Source organism: Streptosporangium sp. NBC_01639 (genome assembly GCF_045209755.1).
GTDB lineage: Bacteria > Actinomycetota > Actinomycetes > Streptosporangiales > Streptosporangiaceae > Streptosporangium.
Genome location: NZ_CP109272.1, coordinates 3,640,286 through 3,661,568, shown reverse-complemented (window position 1 = coordinate 3,661,568; position 21,283 = coordinate 3,640,286). Strand labels below are relative to the sequence as shown.

The 21,283-nt window shown below is 69.5% G+C and carries 21 protein-coding genes; 13 read left to right on the top strand and 8 right to left on the bottom strand.

Translation table 11 applies throughout. The features are described 5' to 3' along the window. Positions 1 to 97: 97 nt before the first annotated feature. The gene (locus OHA77_RS16340; protein ID WP_406318917.1) at positions 98 to 814 is read right to left on the bottom strand and encodes an alpha/beta fold hydrolase; all 717 of its coding nucleotides are present in this window, start codon (positions 812 to 814) and stop codon (positions 98 to 100) included. A gap of 258 nt (positions 815 to 1,072) precedes the next feature. On the opposite strand from OHA77_RS16340, the gene OHA77_RS16335 reads away from it, so the two are divergent. The 7 genes from OHA77_RS16335 to OHA77_RS16305 all read left to right on the top strand — a co-directional run bounded on the left by OHA77_RS16335 (position 1,073) and on the right by OHA77_RS16305 (position 7,646). Beyond that, positions 1,073 to 1,723: an HNH endonuclease family protein gene (locus OHA77_RS16335; RefSeq protein ID WP_406318916.1), complete on the top strand. Its 651-nt coding sequence runs from the start codon at positions 1,073 to 1,075 to the stop codon at positions 1,721 to 1,723. A 66-nt stretch (positions 1,724 to 1,789) separates the two neighbouring features. Then, positions 1,790 to 2,077 (top strand): hypothetical protein, encoded by a 288-nt coding sequence (locus OHA77_RS16330; RefSeq protein WP_406318915.1) that lies wholly within the window; start codon positions 1,790 to 1,792, stop codon positions 2,075 to 2,077. A gap of 338 nt (positions 2,078 to 2,415) precedes the next feature. Next, positions 2,416 to 3,690 carry a hypothetical protein gene (locus tag OHA77_RS16325; RefSeq protein WP_406318914.1) on the top strand — a complete coding sequence of 425 codons (1,275 nt, stop codon included), beginning with the start codon at positions 2,416 to 2,418 and terminating at the stop codon, positions 3,688 to 3,690. A gap of 250 nt (positions 3,691 to 3,940) precedes the next feature. Next, positions 3,941 to 4,606 (top strand): TetR/AcrR family transcriptional regulator, encoded by a 666-nt coding sequence (locus OHA77_RS16320; protein ID WP_406318913.1) that lies wholly within the window; start codon positions 3,941 to 3,943, stop codon positions 4,604 to 4,606. Next, positions 4,603 to 5,472: an amidohydrolase family protein gene (locus OHA77_RS16315; protein ID WP_406318912.1), complete on the top strand. Its 870-nt coding sequence runs from the start codon at positions 4,603 to 4,605 to the stop codon at positions 5,470 to 5,472. Before OHA77_RS16320 ends, OHA77_RS16315 begins: the two co-directional genes overlap by 4 nt. A gap of 50 nt (positions 5,473 to 5,522) precedes the next feature. After that, positions 5,523 to 7,040 carry an AMP-binding protein gene (locus OHA77_RS16310; protein WP_406318911.1) on the top strand — a complete coding sequence of 506 codons (1,518 nt, stop codon included), beginning with the start codon at positions 5,523 to 5,525 and terminating at the stop codon, positions 7,038 to 7,040. 384 nt (positions 7,041 to 7,424) lie between these two features. Then, positions 7,425 to 7,646, top strand: a complete 222-nt coding sequence (locus tag OHA77_RS16305; RefSeq protein ID WP_406318910.1) for a hypothetical protein — start codon at positions 7,425 to 7,427, stop codon at positions 7,644 to 7,646. Positions 7,647 to 7,752: 106 nt separating this feature from the next. On the opposite strand, the gene OHA77_RS16300 is transcribed toward OHA77_RS16305, so the two are convergent. After that, entirely contained in the window at positions 7,753 to 8,913 is a 1,161-nt protein-coding gene (locus OHA77_RS16300) for an FAD-dependent monooxygenase (RefSeq protein WP_406318909.1), read from the bottom strand. Positions 8,914 to 8,995: 82 nt separating this feature from the next. Between OHA77_RS16300 and OHA77_RS16295 the strand changes: the two genes are divergently transcribed. Beyond that, positions 8,996 to 9,685, top strand: coding sequence for a TetR/AcrR family transcriptional regulator (locus OHA77_RS16295; RefSeq protein ID WP_406318908.1), 690 nt, complete (start codon positions 8,996 to 8,998; stop codon positions 9,683 to 9,685). Between the two features lie 97 nt (positions 9,686 to 9,782). Here the strand turns inward: OHA77_RS16295 and OHA77_RS16290 are convergent, their stop codons facing one another. After that, entirely contained in the window at positions 9,783 to 10,517 is a 735-nt protein-coding gene (locus OHA77_RS16290) for a hypothetical protein (RefSeq protein ID WP_406318907.1), read from the bottom strand. Between the two features lie 226 nt (positions 10,518 to 10,743). Between OHA77_RS16290 and OHA77_RS16285 the strand changes: the two genes are divergently transcribed. After that, entirely contained in the window at positions 10,744 to 14,010 is a 3,267-nt protein-coding gene (locus tag OHA77_RS16285) for a BTAD domain-containing putative transcriptional regulator (RefSeq protein WP_406318906.1), read from the top strand. 155 nt (positions 14,011 to 14,165) lie between these two features. Here the strand turns inward: OHA77_RS16285 and OHA77_RS16280 are convergent, their stop codons facing one another. Further along, complete coding sequence (locus OHA77_RS16280; RefSeq protein WP_406318905.1) at positions 14,166 to 15,056, bottom strand: sigma-70 family RNA polymerase sigma factor; 891 nt, start codon at positions 15,054 to 15,056, stop codon at positions 14,166 to 14,168. 164 nt (positions 15,057 to 15,220) lie between these two features. Here OHA77_RS16280 and OHA77_RS16275 point away from each other — a divergent pair, with 164 nt between their 5' ends. Together OHA77_RS16275 and OHA77_RS16270 are read left to right on the top strand one after the other, a co-directional pair. After that, on the top strand, positions 15,221 to 15,718 hold the full coding sequence (locus tag OHA77_RS16275) for a carboxymuconolactone decarboxylase family protein (protein WP_406318904.1): 498 nt from the start codon (positions 15,221 to 15,223) through the stop codon (positions 15,716 to 15,718). Between the two features lie 221 nt (positions 15,719 to 15,939). Next, complete coding sequence (locus tag OHA77_RS16270) at positions 15,940 to 17,106, top strand: FAD-dependent monooxygenase (RefSeq protein ID WP_406318903.1); 1,167 nt, start codon at positions 15,940 to 15,942, stop codon at positions 17,104 to 17,106. A 141-nt stretch (positions 17,107 to 17,247) separates the two neighbouring features. Here OHA77_RS16270 and OHA77_RS16265 read toward each other — a convergent pair whose 3' ends face one another. The 4 genes from OHA77_RS16265 to OHA77_RS16250 all read right to left on the bottom strand — a co-directional run bounded on the left by OHA77_RS16265 (position 17,248) and on the right by OHA77_RS16250 (position 19,654). Continuing rightward, positions 17,248 to 18,135 (bottom strand): hypothetical protein, encoded by an 888-nt coding sequence (locus OHA77_RS16265; protein WP_406318902.1) that lies wholly within the window; start codon positions 18,133 to 18,135, stop codon positions 17,248 to 17,250. Position 18,136: 1 nt separating this feature from the next. Next, a complete protein-coding gene (locus OHA77_RS16260; RefSeq protein ID WP_406318900.1) occupies positions 18,137 to 18,637 on the bottom strand; it encodes a SigE family RNA polymerase sigma factor in 501 nt (166 codons plus the stop codon). A gap of 68 nt (positions 18,638 to 18,705) precedes the next feature. Further along, a complete protein-coding gene (locus OHA77_RS16255; protein ID WP_406318899.1) occupies positions 18,706 to 18,999 on the bottom strand; it encodes a hypothetical protein in 294 nt (97 codons plus the stop codon). Positions 19,000 to 19,057: 58 nt separating this feature from the next. Beyond that, the gene (locus OHA77_RS16250) at positions 19,058 to 19,654 is read right to left on the bottom strand and encodes a TetR/AcrR family transcriptional regulator (protein ID WP_406318898.1); all 597 of its coding nucleotides are present in this window, start codon (positions 19,652 to 19,654) and stop codon (positions 19,058 to 19,060) included. Positions 19,655 to 19,742: 88 nt separating this feature from the next. On the opposite strand from OHA77_RS16250, the gene OHA77_RS16245 reads away from it, so the two are divergent. Together OHA77_RS16245 and OHA77_RS16240 are read left to right on the top strand one after the other, a co-directional pair. Then, positions 19,743 to 20,375: an NAD(P)-dependent oxidoreductase gene (locus OHA77_RS16245; RefSeq protein ID WP_406318897.1), complete on the top strand. Its 633-nt coding sequence runs from the start codon at positions 19,743 to 19,745 to the stop codon at positions 20,373 to 20,375. Between the two features lie 2 nt (positions 20,376 to 20,377). Next, positions 20,378 to 21,193, top strand: coding sequence for an SGNH/GDSL hydrolase family protein (locus OHA77_RS16240; protein WP_406318896.1), 816 nt, complete (start codon positions 20,378 to 20,380; stop codon positions 21,191 to 21,193). The last annotated feature ends 90 nt before the right edge of the window (positions 21,194 to 21,283 follow it).

Here is a 21,283-nt window from a genome sequence, read left to right as displayed (position 1 = left end):
CCTGGGTATCAGCGATTCCTGTCTGCGGAGTCGGATGCGCCAGGCCGACACCGATGACAACAGCGGTGCGAAGCTGACCAGGGCGGTTCGATTCCCGTCACCCGCTCCACTCTGCCTGGTTGTGCCGGCTCAGGTGTCCGACCAGGAGGCGTAGCAGAGCTTCCGGGTCTTCGAGGTGCGGGTCATGCCCGGTGGACAGGGATGCTTCTCGCACCGACGGCGACTCCCGCACGGCTGCCTTCAGCGCGTGGTGCAACCAGGCGCAATACGCCTCCCAGGCGGAGGCGAGATGTTCGGGGAACATGCCGGCGAAGGCCGTTCCATCACCGCTGACCACAAGAAGCGGACAGCGCGCGGCGCGATAGGCGGAGAAGAGGTCGAGAGCATCGATCTCTCGCATGACCTGGAGGAATGACTCGGAGAGCCCCTGCCCCATCTCGCCCAGAAACGAGGTCATCTCCTGGCAGGCACGTGCCGCTGCCGCCTCGTCCAGGCCGAAGAACTGGCCAGGACGCGTCGGGTTGCCGTGGCCATCGAGGTTGACCGCGAGCGGACACTCCGGATGCTCGCCGGCCCACAGCGCGGCGACCATGCCTCCCAGGGAGTGCCCGACGATCACAGGCCGGCGAAGTCCGACCTCGTCGACGACGGCGGCGACGTCCGCCAGCGCTTCCTTCCACGACCACGGTGCCTCACCGGACTCACCATGGCCGCGCAGGTCCATGGTGACCGGCCGGAAGCCGCTCTCCGAGAGAAGCCCCGCGAAGACATCCCAGTCCCCGCGTGTCCGCCCACCGCCATGCAGGAGAAGCACGTCATCACCGTGCCCCCCATGGTCTTCCGCCACGATCGGCACGTCACCGACCGCAAGCTTCCTGACCGTCCTCATACAGGTCACCGCCTTCGTCGCGGCCCTTCCTAGCACCCGGGCGCAGCAGCCGCCACAGCTTTTCCCGCCGGACAGGACGGTCTCGAACGGAGCGAAGCGCAGGGTCGTCCCGTCGGCTTGCCGCACCCTTCGTGCTTTGCGTATCGCCGCCGCCGACGGGGAATGACTGGTATGGGTAGAAGCATGATCTTATTGAGGCGGACGCTCCGAGTCGCGGTACTCACTTTTCTGATCATCCCGTTCACCGCAACCCCGCAGGCGGCAGCCGACTCGCGCAAGCGGTTACCGGCCGATGCCGGAGCGTCGGCCCGCCGTGTGCTGGCCCAGCTGAAAGTCGCCAGGCCATTGTCGATCCGTGGTTACAGTCACCGGCGGTTCCAGCCCCGATGGGCGCACCACAAGGGCAGGTGCGACGCACGAGAGGTGGTCCTGGCCCGCGACGGGCGACGCGTGCGCAGAAACGCGGCCTGCCACCCGGTCAAGGGCCTCTGGTACAGCCCGTACGACGGCAAGTGGCTGAAAAGCGAGAAGCAGGTAGACATCGACCACGTGGTGCCGTTGGCACACGCCTGGCGCTCTGGCGCCGGCAAATGGAGCCAGGCGAAGAGGCGCGCCTTCGCCAACGACCTCACCCGCCCCGAGCTGGTGGCGGTCAGCCACTCCGTCAACATCGCCAAGGGTGCCCAAGGGCCGCAGAGCTGGCGTCCGCCGCGTCGCAGCCACTGGTGCCGCTACGCAACCTCATGGATCACCGTGAAGCGTCACTACCGGCTCTCCGTGACCAAGGACGAGAAGGTGGCCCTGCTCAACATGCTCCGCACCTGCCGAGGGTGACCTGCCGGTCCGCGATCCACCCGCGCCCCTCGTAAGATCTTCCGGTACCCAGGGACTGGAGCGAGCATGGCCGACTACGACTTTCCACCCTCGCTGCTGGAGGCCCAGCGCGCCTATGACGCCGCGGACTCCCGCGTGCAGGAGGTGACGGACGCACTGCCGTCATCGATGGCGGTTCTGTCCGGTGAGGCGGAGATCAGCATGGAGCAGAGGCAGGCCCTGGCTGACGCCCGCGCCGAGCGGCTCCACCGGTTGGCCGTGCTGTACCACGACGCCTGGTGGGACGCCGTGGAGGATCAGCGCGCCGCCAGACTGCAACTGCAGGAGGCGGCCAAGGCCAGGGGAGCCCACTGACCGTCATCTGCCGTGGCCGCGCGACCGGCCGGATGAGATTGTCCCGGTCTTCAACGGCCGGTTCCCCGGTATTGGCCGGCAGGTCAGCCTCGATCGTTAGACCTTGCAGCTGATCGGTTTTGTTCGCGGGCGTGTCCCCTGGCTCTTTCGGCCTCGCGCACCCGCCCGCGGCACCGTCTCTGCAATGGAGGAACCTGATGCGCGTTGTCCGACTGTTAACCGTTCCGGTGGCCGTCGCCTTGGCTGTGGCGGGCTTGGCAGCCCCGGTTCTGGCACACGGGAAGCCGAGCGATACCGCCCATACGAAGCATTTTTCGGTCCGCCGCGACCACCCGGACGTGCGGGTGCCGGTCGTCGTGCGGAAGTCCGGCGAGGCGGTCGTCGACCTGAACGCGGTCGCACCGGGTACGGACTGGGCGGTGGCGGGTGCCGAGTCGGCGGTCGTCTCCATCTCGGTCGACAACCGGTACGCCACCGATCTTGTCGTCTCCGGTAAGCAGTCCCTGCACCGGCAGCTCGCGCTGGGGCGGCTCACCGCCGGGGTGCATCAGCTGCGACTGCGTTTCGCGGGCGAACGCTCCGCGGCGGTGAGCACGTCGGTCGTGGTGGACACGCTGAAGGTCTCGACGTACGCGCCGGGAAGTTCCGAGCACCAGGTGCTGCGGTACGCGCCGGTCGTCTACGGGCGCAACATCGCAGCCCTCGGGAACCCGTACCAGAACGCGACCACCGACACCCCGCTCATCGCCTGGCACGATGCGGTGCCGGCCGCCACTCCCGGCCACACGAAGCTCACCTACTCGGTGGTGTGGAGCAATGAGGACGGCGGGACGAACACGCCGGCGCTGATGGCCCGTTGGGGGCGGACGACCGACATCGAGTGGATCTACGCCGTCGAAGTCGACGAGCACGGCAACCGGGTCGCGGGCAGCGACACCTACCAGGCCGCCAACCACGAGACACTGCACTTCTCCGGCCGGTACGAGGGCGACCACGCCCTGCTGGAGACGTGCACGTCGAACAACAACATGTGCGACGTCGTGGACGACCCCATGCGGTTCTTCCTGTCGGCCCTGCCGACCCTGCCGGCCGGTCAAGCCCGCGAGCACCTCCTGGACACCAACCCCTGGATCTACGAGATCATGGCGAAGGAGATGCTCCGCGAGGGCAAGATCGAGGCGGCATCGGCGGCGACGCCGGCCACCGCGGAGGTGAGCGACCAGCGCAACTATCTGTACGCGGTGGTCAAGAAGACCACGCAGTCGGCCAACACGGGGACGTCCTGGGTCGGTGTCTCGCTCGGCGTACGCCTCGTCAACGGCGACACCGTCTATCTGTCGCACCACGGTGATCCGACCTGGTCCCTCCAGCGTGACGACGCGGCGGCCACCACCGTCGAACTGCCCGCCGGTACGACGGCCGACGACATCGCCGAGGTGACCGCCCACCGCGTCGTGGTCGGCACCGACACCGGCGCGGCCGTACACGTCACCGCGATCAATCGCGGCTTCCTCCTCGGCCAGGACTACCTCCCCCAGCAGTCGTTCCTGACCTGGAACGGTGATGTCCTCCTCGACGGCACCACCACCTCGGCCGTGCTCTGGCGGCGCTGAGGCCACCGCCTGGCGGGCGCCGGTCGGCATCCGGCGCCCGCTCACCTCATCGGACCCGAATAAGACGTTTCCATCGATCGATCGACTGGCTATGAATTCCACGAGCAAGGCGAGACGGATGGATTTCGGAGCCTCTGCCGCAGGAATACACAGATATGAGGGCTTATAACGGAGAAGTGCCCTATGCGTGGTTGACGCGATCTCGCCGGGCTGGTTACCGTTATCCCAATCGATCGATTGGGAGTCGCTCGTGAAGCTTGCGGAGATCCAGCAGGCGGCGGTCTGGCTGTTCGCCCAGAAGGGGTACGCCGCGACCGGCATCCGCGAGCTCGGACGTACCGCGGGCATCAACTCCGCGACCTTGTACCACTACGCCGGAGGCAAGGAGGAGATCCTCTCCGGCATCATGCGCTCGTGCCTTGACGAGCTGCTGCGCTCCGCGATCGATGCGGTCGGCGCGTCGGCCGACCCCGGCATTCAGCTGGCACGCCTGGTGCGGGCGCACGTGGGACTGTCCGCGCTCAATCCGCTGACGGCCAAGGTGACCGACCAGGAGATGCGCGCCCTGACGTCGGAGGATCGCGAAGCACTCATCGGTATGCGCGACGACTATGAGTCGATCTTCGCCAAGGTCATCGAACGCGGCGCGCGCACGGGCGTCTTCCAGCTCACCGATCTCCGCCTCGCCCGGCTGGCACTTCTGGAGATGTGCAACGGAGTCGCCAACTGGTACCGCCCGGACGGGCGGCTGGCCGTCACCGACGTTCAGGACCGGTTCGCCGAGTTCGCCTGCCGGCTTGTCGGAGTCCCGCCAGTGAGCCGCGAGGAGTCCGGGGATCTGCCGGTCCCCATCCGGCTGGCCAGCGAGCCCGCCACCGATCACACGTTCACAGCGAGCACGGAGGCTGCCGGATGAACATCATCGACGCCCGGGTGCGGCTCCCCCAGGAGCTCCGTCCCAGCCCCACCTATGCCGCGCCCAGGCGGCAGACCGAGCAGTACGACAGAGTCCTGCAGCTGACCGACAAGATGAACACCGGCGGTCTGGCCGACCTGCTCCAGGTCATGGACGTCGAAGGCGTCGGCCGGGCGGTCATGCACGCCGAGTCAGAGGGAGGCGAGTCGGCCGACGCGCTCAATGAGGCGCTGTGCCAGGTCCTGGCCAAACATCCCGACCGCTTCGCGGGTATCGGCTGCGTCGACGTCGCGGGTGTCCGGCCGACCCGGATCGCCCGGCAGGCGGCCTCGATCGCCGACCTCGGCCTGCTCGGGATCACACTCCAGCCGGCGTTCTTCGGACTCGACATCGACGACCGCAGCCTCTACCCGATGTACTCCCGCGCCGAAGAGCTCGGCCTGATCGTCGCCGTGCACACGGGCATCACCTACAGCCGCATGCACCCGCTGCGCCACGAACGGCCGGAGCTGCTGGACCAGGTGGCCTGCGACTTCCCCGACCTGACGCTGATCGCCAGCCACGCCGGCTGGCCCTGGGTGACCGAGTACTGCGCGGTGGCTCGCCGCCATCCGACGGTCTACCTGGAGTTCGGCGCCCTGGCACCGAAGTACGTCGCCAGGGCCGGGACCGGGTGGGACCCGCTGTTCGGCATGATGCCCAACGTCCTACGTGATCAGGTGCTCTACGGCACCGACTGGCCCATGATCTCCCCCACCCGCGCCATCGCGGAATGGCGCGCCTCGGGGCTGCCGGACGCGGCGCTCCAGGCCCTCATGCATGACAACGCCGCCCGCCTCTTCGGCCTCGGGAGTCCATCTCAGTGACACGGCAGCCGGCAGGGAACAGTGACAGTGACGGAGCCACCATCACCGCCATGCTCACCCGGGCGGCAGCCGTCATCCCCGATGCGGTCTTCCTGCGCACAAGCGAGGGAGACCTGACCTACCGGCAGGCCGAGCAGCAGTCGGCCGGGCTCGCGACGGCCTTCGCCCAGGCTGGAATGGGGGCGGGCAGTTGTGTCGCCCTGCTGATGCACAACAGCCTCGACCAGGTTCTCGTCTGGTTCGCCCTGGCCCGGCTGGGTGCCGTCCACGCTCCCCTCAACACCGCCCTGCTCGGGGACCGTCTCATCCACGCCCTGCGGGTGGCGGAGGCCTCGGTGCTGATCGCCGATGCCGAGCTGCTACCGGTCCTCACGCCCGTGCTCGATCGGCTTCCCGAGCTGAAGCGGGTCATCGTGAACGGCGTCACGAGCGACGACCGGTTCGAGGACCTGGCCGGCTATCGGCGCTGCACGGACCCGGCCTCCGTCACCGAGGTCGACGAGCTGGCCGCGGCGACCATGCTGTTCACCTCCGGCACGACCGGTGCGTCCAAGGCGTGCGTCCTGTCACACCGATACCTGGCCCGGCAGGGACAGCTGCACGCCGAGCATCTGGGGCTGCGGGCGGGCGACGTCCTGTACTGCCCTTTCCCGCTGTTCCACATCGACGCGGCCACGCTGACCGTCGTGGCGGCTCTGGCGTGCCGGGGCACCGCCGCGCTGAGCCGCCGCTTCAGCGCCTCACGGTTCTGGGCGGAGGTCCGCGCCTTCGACGCGTCCGTTTTCAACTTCATGGGCGCGACGCTGACGATCCTGTGGAAACAGCCGCCCGGTGCCGGAGACCGCGACCACCGGGTACGGCTGGCGTGGGGAGTGCCGATGCCCGAGTGGCGACGCGGCTGGGAGGAGCGGTTCGGCATCCCGCTCAGAGGGATCTACGGCCTGACCGACGGTGGGATCCCCGTCTATGACACCGTCGACGGTCCGCAGAGACCGGGGACCTGCGGCCTGGTGATCCCGGAGTTCGACGTCCGGATCGTGGACGACAGCGGACAGCCGTTGCCCAGCGGACATGTCGGCGAGATCGTCGTGCGCGGCCGCGAGCCGGGGCTGACGATGAACGGCTACCACGCGATGCCCGAGGCCACGGCGCAGGTCTTCAGGCACGGCTGGTTGCACACCGGTGATCTCGGCACGTTGGACGACGACGGATACCTGACCTTCGAGGGCCGGCTCAGCGACTCCATCCGCCGGAGGGGCGAGAACATCTCCGCCTACGAGGTGGAACAACTGCTGATCAGGCATCCGGCGGTGCTGGAGGCAGCCGCCATCGGTGTGCCCAGCGAGCTCACCGAGGAGGACCTCAAGGCCGTCGTCGTGCTCAGACCCGGGGCGGGGCTGACCCCCGAAGAGCTGCACGCGTTCTGCCGGGAGACGGCGCCGCGCTTCATGGTGCCCCGCTACATCGAGTTGGTGCCGGCCCTTCCGAAGACACCGACGCAGAAGATCGAGAAATTCCGCCTGCGGCAGGACGGGATCACGCCGGCCACCTGGGACAGCGGAACATGACAGCGCCGATGCGCTGATCGGACTCCTCCACTCCACCGGGATCGAAACGGATCAGGTCACGACCGCCCGGCCGACGCAGTGCCCCGGCCCGCCCCGCTCCGGCCCGGCGAGCGTTCCGGGCCGGACCGACTGAGCCGCCTCGTCGGCCGGCGACGTCCGAGAAGCCGGCACTGGCCGACGCCCCCCTGGAAGGCACGTGCGAGGGCCTCGGCGCTGCCCGACCGGTCGTGCTTCTCGCCGGATGGCGGCTTCAAGATTTTGATCAACCATTGGCATGATCACGAGGAGTCTGTACTGTCGGCTGCGACAGGTGTCCGCGATCTTGGAGAGGCCATGAGAAGCCGAGCAAGCATTCGGGTAGCCATACTTGGAACAGCCCTGGCCATGACGGCAGGTGTGGGCGTAGTCGGGACCACCACGGCTTCGGCCGCGTCGTCGACTGCTACCTCCACGCAGTCCGTCCTGGCCACGTGGCGGTACTACGACACGTTCTCGTCCTACCTGCGGTGCCTGGACAAGGGGGCCGCACTGGAGCGCAGCGGCTACGCAAGCGACTCCCGGTGCGATTCGGACCATCCCTTCTGGCAGTTGTGGGTCCTGCGCTGACACGCTGACAGTTCAACCGGAACCTGTCCGTCGATCACGGTGGCGGACGTCATGGGTCCTCCTCGGCGGCCTCCCGCCGGGCGTCGTCGATCGTTCGGTATGAGGTTTACGGCACTGCCGGAGTCCTGCTGAGGGTATGCCTCAGCCGTGTGGCGACGGCCACGGCGGGCCACAGGTGGGTGGCCAGGTTCCGCGCCAGGATGCCGAGTCGTGTCGCGGGGACGAGGAGCGCCGCCGCCTGTCCGACGTTTCGCTGTTTGGGTTCCACCAGGCGTCGGTGCGTGGTCTCATATCGGCGGAAGGCCGCCTGGGGATCGTCCGGGCTGGAGGCCAGTTCTTCAGCGAGGGTGAAGGCTCCCGTCATGGCGAGGGTGGAGCCGTCTCCGAACAGCGACACGCAGGACGCGGCGTCGCCGAGGAGCGCGACCCGGCCGTTCCACCAGCGGGGCAGGCGTACCTGGCTGACCGAGTCGAAGTAGAGGTCCTCGGCGGTGCGCACGTGCTCCAGCAGGTCGGGCACCCGCCAGGACACGTCTGCGAACGCGCTGGTCAGCAGCCGCTTGTGCTGCTCGGTGTCGCGGTAGTCGAAGCCGGGCTCCGCCGGGCTGCGGTAGAGGAAGAACGCCAGGTCGCCGCTGGGGGTGGGGCTGACGGCGACCGCCTTGCCGGGCGTGTTGTGCATGAGGATGTCTCGGCCGGGTCCGGTCCGGCCGCCGAGCGGTGTCGTCGCCACGTAGAGGCCCATGTGGCGCGCGAGTCCGCTCTCCGCCCCGAACGCCAGCCGGCGCGTCGTCGAATGCAGGCCGTCGGCCCCGATCACCAGGTCGAAGCGGCGGGGATCGGCGCGGTCGAAGGTGACCTCGACCCCGTGCTCGTCCTGGTCGAGGGAGGCGATGGAGTCGTCGAAGAGGAACTCGGCATGGTCGCGGCTCGCCTCGTACAGGATCGACGCGAGGTCGCCGCGTGGCAACTCGACCTCGTCCGCCTGCTGCACGGCGCGCATGTCCATCCGGCCGATCCGCCTGCCCGAGGCGTTGACGAAGCTGAGCCCCGTCGTGCCGGTGGCGGCCTCGCGCAGCCGGGACAGCAGCCCCATCCGTTCGGCGACGTCCACGGCGCTCCCTCTGACGTCCACCGGGTTCCCGCTGGAACGTAATCCCTGGGCGCGTTCGACGACGGTGACGCGGAAGCCGTGCCGGGCCAGCCAGTAGGCCGCTGTCGGGCCGCCGACGCCGGCCCCGGAGATCAGTACTGTGCGCTCGCTCATGACGCCTCACTAACTGGATGAATTTCCTCCACTTTCTCGATGGTACTCTAAGCGGAGGAAAAACATCCAATTCTCGGTTGAGGTGGCAGTGGAGACGGAGAACCCTCAGGGGACGACGGGGCTGCGCGCCGACGCGCGCCGCAACCGGGACCGGATCATCGCGGCCGCCCAGAAGCTGTTCCTGGAGCAGGACATCGATGTGCCGCTGGAGGAGGTGGCGCGCCGGGCGGGCGTCGGCATCGGCACGCTGTACCGCCGTTTCTCCGACCGGGACGCGCTGCTCCGCGTGGTCTGCGAAGAGAGCCTTCGCCGCCTGGCGGACCTGGCGGAGACCGCCTGGCGGGAAGAGCCCGACGCCTGGCACGCGCTGTGCCGCTTTCTGCGCGCCTCCACCGAACTGCGGCTGGGCACACTGTCGGCAAAGCTCGATCCGCACCTGCACCAGCAACTCCGAGCCGGGCGCGACCTGCACGAGATACGGCAGCGGGTGATCGCCGTCGTCCTGCAGATGACCGAGCAGGCGCAGGCGGACGGAATCCTGCGCGGCGACATCGGCCCCGGCGACATCGCCCTGCTGATGACCGTGCACGTCTACACGCCACTGGACACGCCCGACGAGCAGGCCGTCTCCCGCGTGGTGGAGATCATGCTGAGCGGCCTGCGCGCCGGATCGGAATTCACCCTTCCCGGAGCTCCGCTCACCGGCGACGACCTGCGCCGCTACACGGCCGTGGAGGGATCTCCCGCCACCCGGGTGCAGCTGACCGAGTAGTTCCGAAAAACAGGCGTCCAGATCATACGAACAACGACATGACCGGACGCTTTCGCTATGAACCAGGACCAGCCCACGAAACGGGACGAGAACCGTCTCACCTCTGCGATATGTCGATGTCCCCCGTGGCGCTGGTGACCCGGACCGAGCGCGGCGAGGCGGGGTCGTCCACGACGCCGATCCGCTCCCTCCCCGTGACCGTGCCGGTCACGACGTGGTACGAGCCCTGTGGCAGGCGCACCACGCCGTCACCGGTGGCGGTCCGCACCTCGACCGACTCGGGCGGGCCGCTGAAGGTCAGTCGCACCCCGCCGGTGCCGGACGAGGCGGTGATCCGTTCGGCCGACAGGTTGTCGGCCTCGACGTCGCCGGCTCCCGACCGCGCCTCCACCGTGCCCGACAGCGCGTGCAACGTGACCGTTCCCGCTCCGGCGTCGGCCTTGACCTCCAGGCCGTGCGGGATCTCCACCCGGTAGTCCACCACGCACATCCGGTTGTGCCACACCTTGTCGTCGGACGGGCACGTGTGGTCCAGGGTCAGCGTTCCGCCGTCCACTGCGTGCCGGGTGACGGGCTTGGGGCCTTTCCACCGGAGGGTTTCGGTGACCCGGGCGCCCGACCTGGCGGACTCCGTCACATCGATGGTTCCGGCTCCGGTCGCCACCCGCAGCGCGGTCAGTTCGCCGGACACGTCGTAGGAGACGGTTTCATGCTGTTCCGGGGCGTCGGCACCTCCCACCTCCACCGGGCCGCTGACGCCACCCACCTCCACCGCGTTGCAGCCCGTGAGCACCAGACCGAATGCGAGCAGCACCGCTGCGATGACCGTCATCTTCCCCGCTCCCATGATGTCGACGCGCCTGCCGGCCGTACGGCCGCCGCCCCGGTGGCCCCGAGGCAACCGAAGGTACTCCGGACCGACCGTCCGGGAACGGGCTTCCCGGACGTGGCGCAGAACCTTTTACCTGCTGGGCGGCCACCCGCACGGTCATGGAGGCGCACCGCGTCACGGGGCTCGCCGGGCCGCCCGACTGGGAGCATGGGGGACAATCGGCATCATGCGGTTCGGCATCCTCGGCCCCCTGGACGTACGGTCACCCACCGGCGAGGCGATCTCCGTGGGCGGGCCGCGGCCGCGTGCCCTGCTGGTGATGCTGCTGCTGAACGCGGACCGGGTGGTCGGTGTGGAGCAGCTGATCGACGGCCAGTACGGCGACGACCCCCCGCCCGGCGCCGCCAACGCGCTGCAGGCTCAGGTGTCCCGGCTCCGCCGCAGCCTGCCCGCCGAACTGGTCGAGTTCCACGGATCCGGATACCGGCTCGCGATTGATCCCGACGACGTCGACGCACACCGGTTCGAGCGGCTCGCCCGCGAGGGAAGGCGGCAGCTCGCCGCGGGCCTTCATCCGGCCGCCGCCGACCTGCTGCGGGAGGCGCTCGGCCTGTGGCGGGGAGCGGCCCTGGCCGACCTGCCGTTCGGGCAGGCGCAGGCGGCGCGGCTGGAGGAGCTCCGGCTGGCGGCGGCGGAGGATCTCGCCGAGGCGGAGCTCGCCCTTCCCGAGGGTGCCTCCGTCGCCGACCTGCGGCGACTGGCAGCCGCGCATCCCCTGCGGGAACGGCTCACTGGGCAGCTGATGCGCGCCCTGTACGCGGCGGGACGGCAGGCCGAGGCGCTGGCGGTGTTCGAGGAGACCCGGCGCCTGCTCGCCGAGGAACTCGGCGCCGACCCTTCGCCCGAGCTCGCCGAGGTCCACCTGGCCGTCCTGCGCGCCGAGCGGTCCGCGACGGCACCGCGACGGCTCGCGGCCCAGCTCAGCAGCTTCGTGGGGCGTGAACAGGAGCTCGCCAGGATCGACGGACTGCGCGACTCCCGGCTGATCACGATCATCGGGCCGGGCGGCACCGGCAAGACCCGGCTGGCGATCGAGGCGGCCGGGCGCGGGCGGCACGAGGTGTGCTTCGCCGATCTCTCCCCACTCCGTAGCGGCACCTCCCCGCTCGACAGCGCCTCCTCACCCGGAAGCGCCTCCTCGACCGGCGGTGCCTCCCCGTTCGACGGCGCTTCCTCACCCGGTGGCGCCTCTTCGACCGGCGGTGCCTTCCCGTCCGGCGGCGACCAGGTGCCGCAGGCGATACTCGACGCCCTCGGGTTGCGTGAGACCGGGTTCCAGCCACTGCGCGTGCCGGATCCCACGGAGCGTCTGGTGTCGGCGCTCGCCGGCCGGGAACTGCTGCTCATCCTCGACAACTGCGAGCACGTCGTCACCGCCGCCGCCACGCTGGCCCGCAGGCTGCTGGGCGAGTGCCCAGGGCTGAGCGTCCTGGCCACCAGCCGGGAGCCTCTGGGCATCACCGGTGAGACGCTGGTGCCGCTGGCGCCGCTGGACACCCCGCCACCGGACTCCCCGCCGTCCGCCGCGCTGTCCTACCCGGCCGTGCGGCTGTTCGCCGATCGGGCGGCCGCCGTACAGCAGGGGTTCGAGGTACGGCGGGACAATGTGGAGACGGTCACCCGGATCTGCGCGACGCTGGACGGGCTGCCCCTGGCCATCGAGCTGGCGGCGGCGCGGTTGCGGACGTTCACCGTCGAGGAGATCGCCGCACGCCTGGCCGAGCACGGCCGGTTCCGGCTGCTGTCGCGCGGCGACCGTACGGCGGCGGCCCGGCACCGGACCTTGCGCGCGGTGGTGGAATGGAGCTGGGATCTTCTCACCCCGGCCGAGCAGGCGCTGGCCAGGCGGTTCACCGTGTTCGCGGGGAGCGCCTCCCTGGAGGCGGTCGAGGAGGTCTGCGGCATGGATGACGCCGCCGAGCTGCTGGCCGACCTGGTGGACAAGTCGCTGGTCGAGACGGACGGCGACCGATACCGGATGCTCGACACGATCGGGCTGTTCTGCGCGGAGAAGCTGGACGAGGCAGGGGAGCGCGAGCGTCTGCACGGTGCCCACGCCCGTTACTTCCTGGACCTCGCGCAGCGCGCGGACCCCCACCTGCGCCGGGCCGAGCAGCTCCGGTGGCTGGAGCGGCTCTCCGCCGAGCACGGCAACCTGATGGCCGCGCTGCGCCGGGCCGTACGCGAGGACAGGGAGACGGCGCTGCGACTGATCGCCGCGCTGGCGGCGTACTGGTGGCTGAGCGGACGGCGCAGCCACGCCGGTGAGGCGGCCGCCGAGCTTCTCGACGCGATCGGCCTGCCTCCCGCGGGGCTGGCGGAGGAGTACGTCATGTGCGTGACGCATGCCGTACCCCGAGCGGGGCCCGAGCACTGGGAACGGGCCGGAGCGATCATGGGGTCGCTGGACCGGCCGGCGCGGCACCCCTTCACCGTCGCCCTGTGGGGCATGGTCGCGGGTCCGTCGGGAGCCGTCGAACCCGGAAGCGACCGGCTGTTCGGTTCCGACCCGTGGAATCTGGCCCTGGGGCGGTTGAGCATGGCCCTGCTGGCGGTGCTCGACGGTGACCCGGCCGGGGCCGAGAAGGAGCTTCGGGAGTCGCTGGCCCGCTTCCGTTCTCTGGGGGAACGCTGGGGAACGGCCCAGGGGCTCGACTGGCTGGCCCTCATCGCGAGCCGGCGCGGAGAGTGGGCGCGTGCCCGTGAGCTGTGGGGGGAGGCGGTGGCGCTGCTTGAGGAGCTCGGCGCCCTGGAGGAGACCGCGGACGTGCTGGAGCGCCGGGCCGAGGGGCTGGTGCGTGAGGGGGATCTCGCCGCCGCCGCCATCGACTACCGGCGTGCCGAGGAGCTCACCCGCAAGGCGGGACGGCCGGACGTGTCCGCCGGGGTCCACCTGGGCCTGGGCGGGATCGCGCGGCTCGAAGGCGATCTCGCCGGGGCCCGGCTCCGGCTCGACGCGGCGCTGAAAGCCTCGGAGACCGGGACCTTCGGTGCCGACGGAGCGCGGGCGCGCGTGCTCACCGCCCTGGGGCGGCTGGCCGGAGCCGAGGACGATCCCGCCGAGACCCGCCGCCGCCACCGCCAGGCGCTGGCCTCGGCGCGGAGGTCCCCCCTGACGACGGACATCGCCGACGCCGTCGAGGGGCAGGCGGAAGCCGTCCTGTCGGAGGGTGCGGGGGAACGGGCGGCACTGCTGCTCGGTGTGGCGGTGGCGCTGCGCGGGATGTCCGTGGCCGGTGACCGCGACGTCGCCCGGGTCGCCGCGGGCGCCCGTGACCTCGCCGGTGCGGAGGCGTTCGCGTCGGCGTTCGCTCGCGGGGCCGCGATGCGCCGCGACGAGGCGCTGAAGGTGCTCGACGGCGAGAGCGGCGAGAGCGGCGGGCCGGGGGAGGACGCCGAATGGGGCGGGCACCCGGCCGGAGGGCCCCGCTGAGGATCGCCGGCGTCGGCCGCTTCCCTTCGGCGTTTCTCAGGTACGCACGGGGCCGGATGCCGCGCGCGGAGAGCTCGGATGTGGCCGGCGGCCCGACGCCTGTGATCGATTCGGCGGCCCTCGGCTGGACGGATGGCCTCCGTTACGGGGCGGGATCAGGGCTCCAGGCAGGGGAGGTCGAGGTGGGCCAGCCGGTCGGGGTCGGACAGGATGTCGATCGCGGTGATCTTGCCGTCGGCGACGATGAAGCTTATGACGGAGATCGGCTGACCGTCGACGGTGTTGACCAGGCCGGCGAGTCCATTGATCAGCACAGGGTGGGTGACGGCGGCGGTGGCCATGCGCTGGAAGGTGGGAGCCTGCCCGGCCACGGCCGCGACACCACTGATGATCTTCAGGCCACCGGTGAGAACACCGCCGTCGGCGCGCAGCACCACATCGGGATCGAGGATGGCGAGCAGCGCGTCGAACTCGCCGCCGCGGGCGGCGGCGAGGAACGCATCCACTACCCGGCGCTGATCGGCCAGATCGGGGTCAGGACTCGGGGCCGAGCCGCGAACCCGCTGGCGCGCCCGGCTGGCGAGCTTCTTGGTCGCCACGGGTGTGCGGTCCACGATGGGCGCGATCTGTGCGAACGGCAGACCGAACATGTCGTGCAGCACGAACGCCAACCGTTCCGCCGGAGTCAGCGATTCCAGCACCACCACCAGCAGCGCCAGCCCCACCGAGTCGGCCAGCAGCGCCTGCTGCTCCGGGTCGGCGGCATCTTCACGGCTGACCACCGGATCCGGCAGACGGGTTTCCAGCGGCTCTTCACGCCGCCCTTTCCGGGTGCGGAGCATGTCCAGACACACCCGGCCGACCACGGTGGTCAGCCAGCCGCCGAGGTTGTCGATGTCGCCGGCGTCCGAGCGGGCCAGCCGCAGCCACGCCTCCTGAACCGCGTCTTCGGCCTCTGTCAGCGAGCCGAGCATGCGGTAGGCGACCCCCTTCAGATGGGGGCGATGGTCCTCGAACCGGACGGCCAGAAAGTCAGTGGGCTTCACGGTCGCATTCCCTTTCCTCAACTGTGCCGTACCGCTGACGGATCGAACCCGAAAAGGTGACACGAAGCGCGGAGACGAATTCTTTCTCGCACCGGTCACCTCCACTCCTTGCGAGCCGTCAGAGCGGTGACACACCAATGAGATCCGAAAAGGAAGACCCCGCTATGACCACGACCACTCAGGACGCCCTCCAGTCGCGTCTGCCCAACCCCGCCCGGCTCGTCCCCGAGCTGAAGGAAATCGGCGGAGCCCTGTTCAAGGCCACCGGGAACGGTTCGATTCCGCAGGCGGTCATCAGTCTGGTGCAGTTGCGCGCCGGACAGATCGTCGGCAACACGTACCTGACCGTTCTGCACACCGGCAACCTCCGCAAGGCCGGGGAAACAGAGGAGCGCATCACCGCCGTGGCGTCCTGGCAGGACGCGCCCTACTTCACTGATGCCGAACGGGCCGCGCTGGCGCTGGTGGAGGCCGTCCTCACGCCGAACCCGGCCGGTGAGCGCGTCTCCGACGAGCTGTACGCCCAAGCGTCCGAGCACTACGACGACAGGGCGCTCGCCACGCTCACCATGGCGATCGGCCAGGTCTGCTTCTTCATCTCCCTGGCCCTCATCGGCAGGCCGCTTTCCGGTGTGTCACCGGCGGAGCAGTGGAGGGAGTAACGCTCAGCAGGCTCAGGGTGAGGACACGGCGACCGTGCCTCACCCTGAGCACCGCCACCTCAAAGGCCGATCCCTGCCGGTCTCACCGGGCATCCGGTGACAACGTTCGCCGGCGACCGGCCGACTCGCACGGACGGCACTGACAGCGGCCGACGGCGGAGCCGGGTGGGTGTCAGCCGATGTGCGGTGAGCTGTCAGCGCCTCCCGCGAAGCTTCCGGACATGAAGAACACCACGGTCCTCATCTCCGGCGCGAGCATCGGCGGCCCCGCCCTCGCCTACTGGCTGAACCGCTACGGCTTCACCGTCACCGTCGTCGAGCGGGCACCCGCGCTCCGGCTCGGCGGCCAGGCCGTCGACTTCAAGGGCACGACCCACCACACCGTGCTGGAGCGCATGGGAATCCTCGAGGAGGTACGGCGGCGCCAGACCGGCGGGGCCGACCAGGTCATCGTCGACGCGAACGGCAGACGGCTGACGGTCATGCCGGGCGAGTTCAGCGGCGGCGACGTCGAGATCCTCCGCGGTGACCTCGCCGCCCTGCTGTACGAGAGGACCGCGGGAAACTGCGAGTACGTCTTCGGCGACTCCATCACCTCGCTGACCGAGACGGAGACCGGTGTGCACGTCACATTCGAGCGCGGCGCGCCGCGCACCTTCGACCTCGTGGTGGGCGCGGACGGCATCCACTCCAACGTCCGGCGGCTGGCCTTCGGCCCCGAGTCGGAGTATGTGAAATTCCTCGGTTACTACTACGCGCTGGCCGACATCGACACCGGTTTCAGCGGCGCGATGTACAACGAGCCGGGCAGGATGGTGTCGGTCGGCGGCCCCAAGGCGCCCGCGTTCTTCGTCTTCGCCTCCGAGCAGCTCGACTACGACCGCTACGACACCGGTCAGCAGAAGCGGATCCTCCTCGACGCCTACCGGGGCGGGGGCTGGAAGATCCCCGAGCTCATGGCCAAGGTGCCGGACGCGCGCGACCTCTACCTCGACTCGATCAGCCGGGTCCACATCGACCGGTACGCCAAGGGCCGGGTGGTGCTGCTCGGCGACGCCGCCTACGGCAACACCCTGGGCGGCTTCGGCACCGGACTGGCCCTGGTGGGTGCGTACGTGTTGGCCGGAGAGCTGGCGGCGGCCGGAGGGGAGCACCGGACGGCGTTCCAGAACTACAACGACGTGTTCCGCGGCTACGCCAAGGTGGCCAGGCAGGGCACCGCCGGGCCCTTCCTCGCCCCGGCCACTCCGGCGAAGATCAGGATGCGGAACTGGATGTTCAAGCGCAGGTTCCTGATGAAGGCGATGCTGAAGATGACGGACTGGTTCGCCACGGACATCGAGCTCAAGGACTACCCGAAGCTCGTCCGCACCGCCGCCCCGAGGTGACTTCCGAGAGGGACACGGCCGGGAGCCGCACCCCTCATGGACAGTTATGCCCCGCGGGCCCCTGTTTCCGCAGGGCACAACTGTGCTTGACGCACTCACATCACGTTTTGACCCGCCGGAGACGGCCCGCCGCGGTGGTGGTCAGTTCCTGGGAGTGGGCCGGGACGCGGGACCCCGCCAGGCGTAGGTGACGTCCTTCTCCTGCCCGACGACCTGGTCCGTCTCGTCGTAGGCGGTCACGGTGACCGAGGGGGTGTCGAGGATTGTCATGGGTTCGCCCGATGCGTCTACGCCGCCTTCAGGATCCGAGACCGATTTCCCGAGCACCCGCCCGACGAAGAAGCCGTTGGCCACCTGCGCATCGGTGCGCCGTCCGTCCGCCCAGTCGATCTCCACTCGCCGCACGCCGGGTGCGACGCGCCCGGCCACGACCCGGTAGGAGCCGCCGCTCTGGTCGTCGTCCCGCATGCCGTGTGAGTCCGTCTGCACCTCGTAGGCATCCACGGTGAGGCTTCCGGACAGAGCGGCCGCCAGATCACCGGGGGGCTGGTAGCCCCAGTAGGTGAACACCGCGCGCTCGGCGAACGCCTCGTACTTCTGCGGTGTGCAGAACACGAACCCGGCGGTGCTGCCGACGAGTGCCGTCGACCCCACCGCGTCCCGGTACTCCACCAGCACGCGGAAGTCCTCCGTCTTGCCGTGTTCGGGAATCCGCTGCTTGCCGTCCATGCTGTGCACCGGGCCTCCCATGGGCATGCATTCACGTACCGCCCGCAGTTGCTCGGGGGTGTTCTGCGGCAGTCCGGCGACCTGCGCGGCGATGTTCTGGCCTCCGGCGGAGGGGATCACGACGAGTACGCCGACCACGGAGGCCGCGGCGACCGCGAGTCCGGCGAGCGACCACGACAGCCGGCGGCGCCGCGATGCTCCGGTGGCCGCCCGGGAGGCGTAGGCGAGCGCGTTGACCGGCTGGGCCTCGCCCGCGATCAGCCGCAGCTCGTCGGCGATCTTCTGCTCGTTGACGGTCATGTCAGGCCTCCAGGGTGATGGGTTCGCCGACCAGTTCGCGGAGCCGGACGATCGCCTGATGGGTCTGGCTGCGGACGGTCCCCACCGAGCAGCCCATGATCTTCGCGACCTCCGATTCGGAGAGGTCTTCGTAGTAGCGCAGCACCAGCACCGCGCGTTTGCGCACCGGCAGGGCACGCAGCGCCTGTCGCAGGGTGAGCCGGTTCTCGACTTCGCCGGTGCGGTCGAGAACCGGCTGCTCGGGAAGTGCCTGGACCACTCGTTCGCGGCCCCAGCGGGGACTTCGCCAGCGGCCGACCTGCTCGTGGTACATCACCCGCCGCACGTAGGCCTCGGGATTGCCGCGGATTTTCCGCCAGTGGCCGGCGGTCTTCATCAGCGCTGTCTGCAGCAGGTCCTCGGCGGCGTGCTGGTCGTTGGTCAGGACGTAGGCGAGCCTGATCAGGCTGTCCGATCGGCTGGCCACGAATTCGGTGAAGTCGCGTTGTTGGTCGGGATGCAAGGCTCTCCTCGGGTCTCATCCGCTTAGATGCGACCGAGGCCGTCCATCTATGGTGCCCGGCAAGCGATTCAGTCTCCGGACTCTCCGGAAGCCGGCGTCGGTCTGAGATCGCTGCGCACCGCTTGGCGGACTACTCCGACACCTCTGATCGGTCTCTGCGGACCGGCCGGCTTGGGACCGCCGCCGGAGGGCAGGTGGTCGACCTGGGAGCGGATCACCGCCCCTTCGACGATGGGTAGCTCGGTGGGGAAGCTTTCCCAGGCGGCTCGGCAGGTCAGCAGGGGGCGGAGCCGGTCCCGGGCCTGGGTGTGCGCGATGCCGTACCGGATGGTGTCGGTGAGGGTCTGCGCCTGCGGGGTCACAGGTGGCCGGGTTGAACGACGAGATCATGTCTTCTACGGCAGACGCGAGGACTGGAGGTCAATCGGCCAGGTGAGGGGCGAGCCCCTCGATGAGGGTGCGGGCGAAGCCTGCCGCCGCCTCACGGGTGTCGCGGTGGTCGGGTGCGGCCATGTGGCCGAGGAAGGCGTGTTGGAAGCAGGCGCCGAGCAGCAGTCCTGCGGCGGCTTGGACGTCGGCCTCCGGTCGCAGCCGACCCTGTTGCTGTTCGGCGCGCAGGTATGCGGCGACCGCATCGTTGACCTTGTGCGGTCCGGCGGCAACGCGTACCAACTCCGCCTTGTGAGCCGCCAGCGTCTCCGGGTCGGCGAACATGGAGGCGAACATCGGGAAGCCACTGCGATAGAAGGTGATGGCCGCTTCGGCGATGGCGGTGAGGTTGATCACAACGTCTCCGGTTTCGACTCTGCCGCGGAGTACCTCCTCGAGCCAGCCGAAGCCGGGTGACCGTTCACGCATCACCGCGACGAGCAGGTCTGCCTTGTTGGCGAAATGTTTGTAGAGGGCCGCCTCGGTGAACCCGGCGGCCCGCGCGATCTGGCGCGTGGTCACGTTGGCCAATCCCTGCTTGGCCATGACCTCGGCTGCCGCGTCGAGGATCACATCCCTGGTGCCCATTGCTGCTCCTCTGTCGCTTGACGAAGTTAGTAAACGCTCGCTAACTTCATTTTAGCAGTTAGCGAGCGTTTACTAACCGGGAGTTAAGATGAACCTGGCCATCTTCGGGGCCACCGGTGGCACCGGGCAGCACCTCCTCGACCAGGCGCTCACCGCCGGTCATCACGTCACCGCGATCGTCCGCGATCCGGCTCGCCTGCGCCGGGCGGATCATCCCCGGATCGACGTGGTGATCGCCGATGCGATGGACGCCGATGCGATCGGCGCGAGCCTGACCGGACAAGACGCCGTCGTGTCCGCCCTGGGGCCCCGGCCCGGAGGAAGCGGGTCGGTGTGCGCCGACGGCGCCCGAGCGATCATCACCGCGATGCGCACCACCGGAATCCGCCGTCTGCTCGTCGTCACCGCCGGCGGGCACATCGTCGACGAGGGCGACGATCTGCTCAACCGTGTCCTGGTCAAGCCGGTGCTGCGGCGCTTGCTCCGAAACACCTTCGCCGACTTCGCCCGCACCGATGAGGCTGTGCGCGCCAGCGGACTCGACTGGACGATCATGCGGCCACCGCGGCTCACCAACGGCACACGCCGCCCCTACCGCACCGCCATCGACCGCAATGTGCGCCGCGGCATCACCATCGCCCGCGCCGACCTCGCCCACGCCACCCTGGCCGCGCTGGCCGACCCGGCCGCCATCGGCCACAGCATCGCACTGGGGTACTGACCATGAAGAAACGCATCGTCATCACCCTGTGCCTGCTGTTGGCCGCCGTGCTCACGGGCACCGGAGCCGTCGGCTATCTCACCTTTCTCCGCCCGGCCGACAACCCGCCCGCCGACGCCTGCGCGCCGGGAAGCACACCAGGCACGCGCCCCATCGTGGTCGCGGCCGGTGCCAGCATGACCCAGGGCAGGCTCGGCGCCGACTGGGTGAGCGCGCTACGCGCCGATCCCCGGCACCGGGGATACCAGTTCGTCAACGCGGGCATCAACGGCAACACCACGGCCGACCTACGTCAGCGGGTCGATGCCGACGTCATAGCCTGTCACCCCGCCGCAGTCACGCTCCTGATCGGCACCAACGACGTCCGCAACGGCGTCCCGCTGGAGCAGTACCGAGACAATCTCCGAGCGATCGTCGACCACGTCAAGACCCGCACCACCGCCAAGATCGCGCTGATGTCCCTGCCGCCACTCGGCGAAGACCTGGATGCGACGATCAATCGCACCCTCAGCGGCTACAACGCCGCCATCAAACAGATCGCGGCCGGCGCGGGTGTGGCCTATCTCCCCGCGCACGAGCGAATGGTCGACGCACTCCGGCAGGGCCACGGCGCCGGACCGAAGTACGCCTTCAGCTTCGGTCGCGCCCTCGCTGCGGCGGCCCAGCACCACCTGCTCGGACGCAGTTGGGATCAGGTCGCTCGCTACGGCGGCAGGCAACTCCTCATCGACGACGTTCATTTGAACGAGCGAGCCGGCGCCATCGTGGCCGACCTCGTCGCGCACTGGTTGTCTCGCACTCCCGTTCCCACGCGCTGACCGGAATGGCACTTCGGTAACAGACTCCGGCTTTGTGGACAAAGTTCCATCGAGCGCTGCCACGCCGGCGAGGAGCCGGTGACATGGGGC